The 2632-nt window shown below is 39.1% G+C and carries 5 protein-coding genes; all 5 read right to left on the reverse strand.

The window, feature by feature from the left end:
- Positions 1 to 319 precede the first annotated feature (319 nt).
- From HMPREF9009_RS24675 to HMPREF9009_RS24695, 5 genes are read right to left on the reverse strand one after another with little or no spacing between them, the layout of a single operon-like run.
- On the reverse strand, positions 320 to 628 hold the full coding sequence (locus HMPREF9009_RS24675; RefSeq protein ID WP_224263218.1) for a hypothetical protein: 309 nt from the start codon (positions 626 to 628) through the stop codon (positions 320 to 322).
- Positions 629 to 672: 44 nt separating this feature from the next.
- On the reverse strand, positions 673 to 996 hold the full coding sequence (locus tag HMPREF9009_RS24680) for a hypothetical protein (RefSeq protein WP_005868762.1): 324 nt from the start codon (positions 994 to 996) through the stop codon (positions 673 to 675).
- 29 nt (positions 997 to 1025) lie between these two features.
- Positions 1026 to 1751, reverse strand: a complete 726-nt coding sequence (locus HMPREF9009_RS24685) for an N-6 DNA methylase (protein WP_005868764.1) — start codon at positions 1749 to 1751, stop codon at positions 1026 to 1028.
- A gap of 15 nt (positions 1752 to 1766) precedes the next feature.
- A complete protein-coding gene (locus tag HMPREF9009_RS24690; protein WP_005868765.1) occupies positions 1767 to 2030 on the reverse strand; it encodes a hypothetical protein in 264 nt (87 codons plus the stop codon).
- Between the two features lie 56 nt (positions 2031 to 2086).
- The gene (locus HMPREF9009_RS24695; protein ID WP_005868767.1) at positions 2087 to 2566 is read right to left on the reverse strand and encodes an LPD28 domain-containing protein; all 480 of its coding nucleotides are present in this window, start codon (positions 2564 to 2566) and stop codon (positions 2087 to 2089) included.
- Positions 2567 to 2632: the final 66 nt, after the last annotated feature.

Below are 2632 nucleotides of genomic sequence, written 5' to 3' on the forward strand. Positions count from 1 at the left end.
ACTGCAATACGGAAGAAGGAGGTTGTTTCGGCAATGCCGAAGCTCCGGATGATGACCATTGCAATCCCGCCCACGTTTGGAACTTCTCTTTTCCGGTTTACCCATAATCAGCCGCATAGCGGATGATTACGGGTAAACCGGGAATGAGAACAGTCATTCCGATGAAGGGGAGGGTGGGAAAGAATACTGCGTGAACGCAAATTAATGGGATTACCAGTAACTCCAAGCGTTTTTTGCTACTTTTTTGGGGTGCTTGCCAAAAAGTAGCGGACAGCAAAATACCCTCCCTTCCCTAATCCAAAAGAAGGGAGAATGTGCTTCATTGAAGGTATATAGGTTCCGTTCCCTGATTATAACAATACATAGTGTTATTTCTGAAACCATCAAAGCATATATGAAAATCATCGAAATCCTGTTCCGTGGCCAAACGAACCTTATCACTCAACAAAACCATGCATTGTTTATTGACAGATGTAGCCAAAGAGGTAGTACGTCCCGGCTTTATCTCCAATGCCACCACATAAGAAGTCCTTCGTGGATAGATATACCCAATAATTTCCTCATTGAGTACAACCAAACGAATAACATCTTCATTCAAAACGGGAATATTATTAATTTTGCCCATCATTGTTATAATATAAATCAGTTTATAATCATTAAAATACAATATCATTACAAATGATACCTATAATTTTTATAGGTAAACTTTTCCACCGAGACCACCTCATAAAGATAGTCTTCATGGCAAGAAGCCATTATACAGTTCTCACATTCAAGAATAGGATTTATAACTACACGGAATTTAATAGTGCCGTCCACCAGAACAAACTCCACCCGATTAAAGAACCCTTGTAGAGAATGCCCTTCCTTATCCATCAGACGCACTACTTCACCTGTAAAAACAGCCAATTCCTTAGCCTGCCATTTCGCTTTACGCAAACAACTGTTCGCCGCTTTGACGTTCTCATTCACCTCTTTTGTTCTTATTGCTTTCATACCAAAATCCTTTTTACATATTTATCTTGTCAAAAATCAAAAGTCAGCTGCGTAGCCCTTGCGTTGCTCTGAATCGACCTCTTCAATTCAGAATTATCCTCCATTGCATTTTCAAGTTTCCTAATAAAAGAAGTGTCACCTGCTTCCGTTATCTTTAAAATAGGCAACCATACTCCGGCTATCAGCTGTAAATCTATATGATAACTTCTCCAATGCTGCATTGTCAATGTATTCATCCATGCGACTTCACCGGGTACGCTATTCATCATCAGATTGACAACGGTCATCTTTACACAAATCAAATCTATATCCGAGCCATAACAAAAAAGCCTTCCTCCATCATTCTCTTCCGCACATTTTTTTACAGCGGAAAGTAGCATCCTGCCGGAACCACAGCACGAATCACAGACCGACTGTTTAGGTTTCAGCCTATTTCCCCCCATACATGCCATCAAATCAGCAACGTGTATCGGGGTAAAGAACTGTCCGTTATTCCCATGACTGACACACTCCATGAACATATCTCCCAGGACATCGCAAAATCCTTCCGAATATTCAGACACCCTATAAAACATTTGAACAAAAAGTTCCATTTCATATGGCTTATATCTTTTTTCCACTCTACGATAATCCTCCGCCAACATCCCGACAGACAAATAGTAAAGACAAACATCCAAAAAATCCCGAAAGGCTTCTTCATATCCCCGACTGAAAGCAAGCTTTTCATAAAGTTTCATTATCTCCTTTGGTATCATACTTTTCTGACTTCATTATTCACAACATTCTATATTCCTTGTGCCATAGATTTTATCAAAAGCCGCTTTTATCTCCGAGCGATATTTACAGTCCTTCTCAAAACAAAGTTGTTTTGTCCAAAAATCGAAATCAAAACCATCGGTATTATCAATCGTTACAGAAACATAATCAGTCATACCACTCTGACATACAACCGTATGCCGATTTACACAAAAGTGGTCATTTAAAGCAGTTTCTTTTCGGGTAATGCGTTCTACCATCTTATCTATCCACTTCATACTTATAATATTTTATGTAATTGCCCCATTCCAAGAGGCAGTTACGGTTATACTCATTAAAAATCGTTCTCGTTCAAAAACAGCACATCGCCTTTCATCACCATCCAATTAATCTCACTCAGATGATAGCCACAATGCCCACTCAAAAAAATCTCAATCTCTTCAGTGGTCTGCAATCTCCTGTCTGGGCTTATCACCGCAACATTACCGGAATTACAATCCAATACAGCCAGTTTCTCATAAGCCCACTCACCAAACTGGCAGAACTCGATAAAATTGGTATAGGTTATCCGTATGCTATTGTTTGCATCAAATTCAAGGGGTGACTTTGTAATGAATGAACCTGCATGATTCACCACCACAGAGGGGCTAATCTCTGCCAATGAAGATAAGCTGTCATCCCATCTAATCTCATAAAGGAAAAATCCTTTTGGCAATGAATTGCGGTCTATACGATAACTGGAAAAAAGACCGTCTATCGTTTCATTAATAACTAACTGTTCATAATCTCCTTCTAAATAGTGTACTCGTGACATAACTCGTTGTTTTTTGGGATTGTTAAACTTCTAATTTTATGCTTCAGCTAGATTTAAAGACCTTTT

Source organism: Bacteroides sp. 3_1_13 (genome assembly GCF_001185845.1).
In the GTDB taxonomy this organism is placed as follows: domain Bacteria; phylum Bacteroidota; class Bacteroidia; order Bacteroidales; family Bacteroidaceae; genus Bacteroides; species Bacteroides xylanisolvens.

Excerpts from the sequence above, each read along its gene's own strand:
- HMPREF9009_RS24675 (WP_224263218.1), bottom strand. The coding sequence starts at position 628 with ATGATGGGCAAAATTAATAATATTCCCGTTTTGAATGAAGATGTTATT.
- HMPREF9009_RS24680 (WP_005868762.1), bottom strand. The coding sequence starts at position 996 with ATGAAAGCAATAAGAACAAAAGAGGTGAATGAGAACGTCAAAGCGGCG.
- HMPREF9009_RS24685 (WP_005868764.1), bottom strand. The coding sequence starts at position 1,751 with ATGATACCAAAGGAGATAATGAAACTTTATGAAAAGCTTGCTTTCAGT.
- HMPREF9009_RS24690 (WP_005868765.1), bottom strand. The coding sequence starts at position 2,030 with ATGAAGTGGATAGATAAGATGGTAGAACGCATTACCCGAAAAGAAACT.
- HMPREF9009_RS24695 (WP_005868767.1), bottom strand. The coding sequence starts at position 2,566 with ATGTCACGAGTACACTATTTAGAAGGAGATTATGAACAGTTAGTTATT.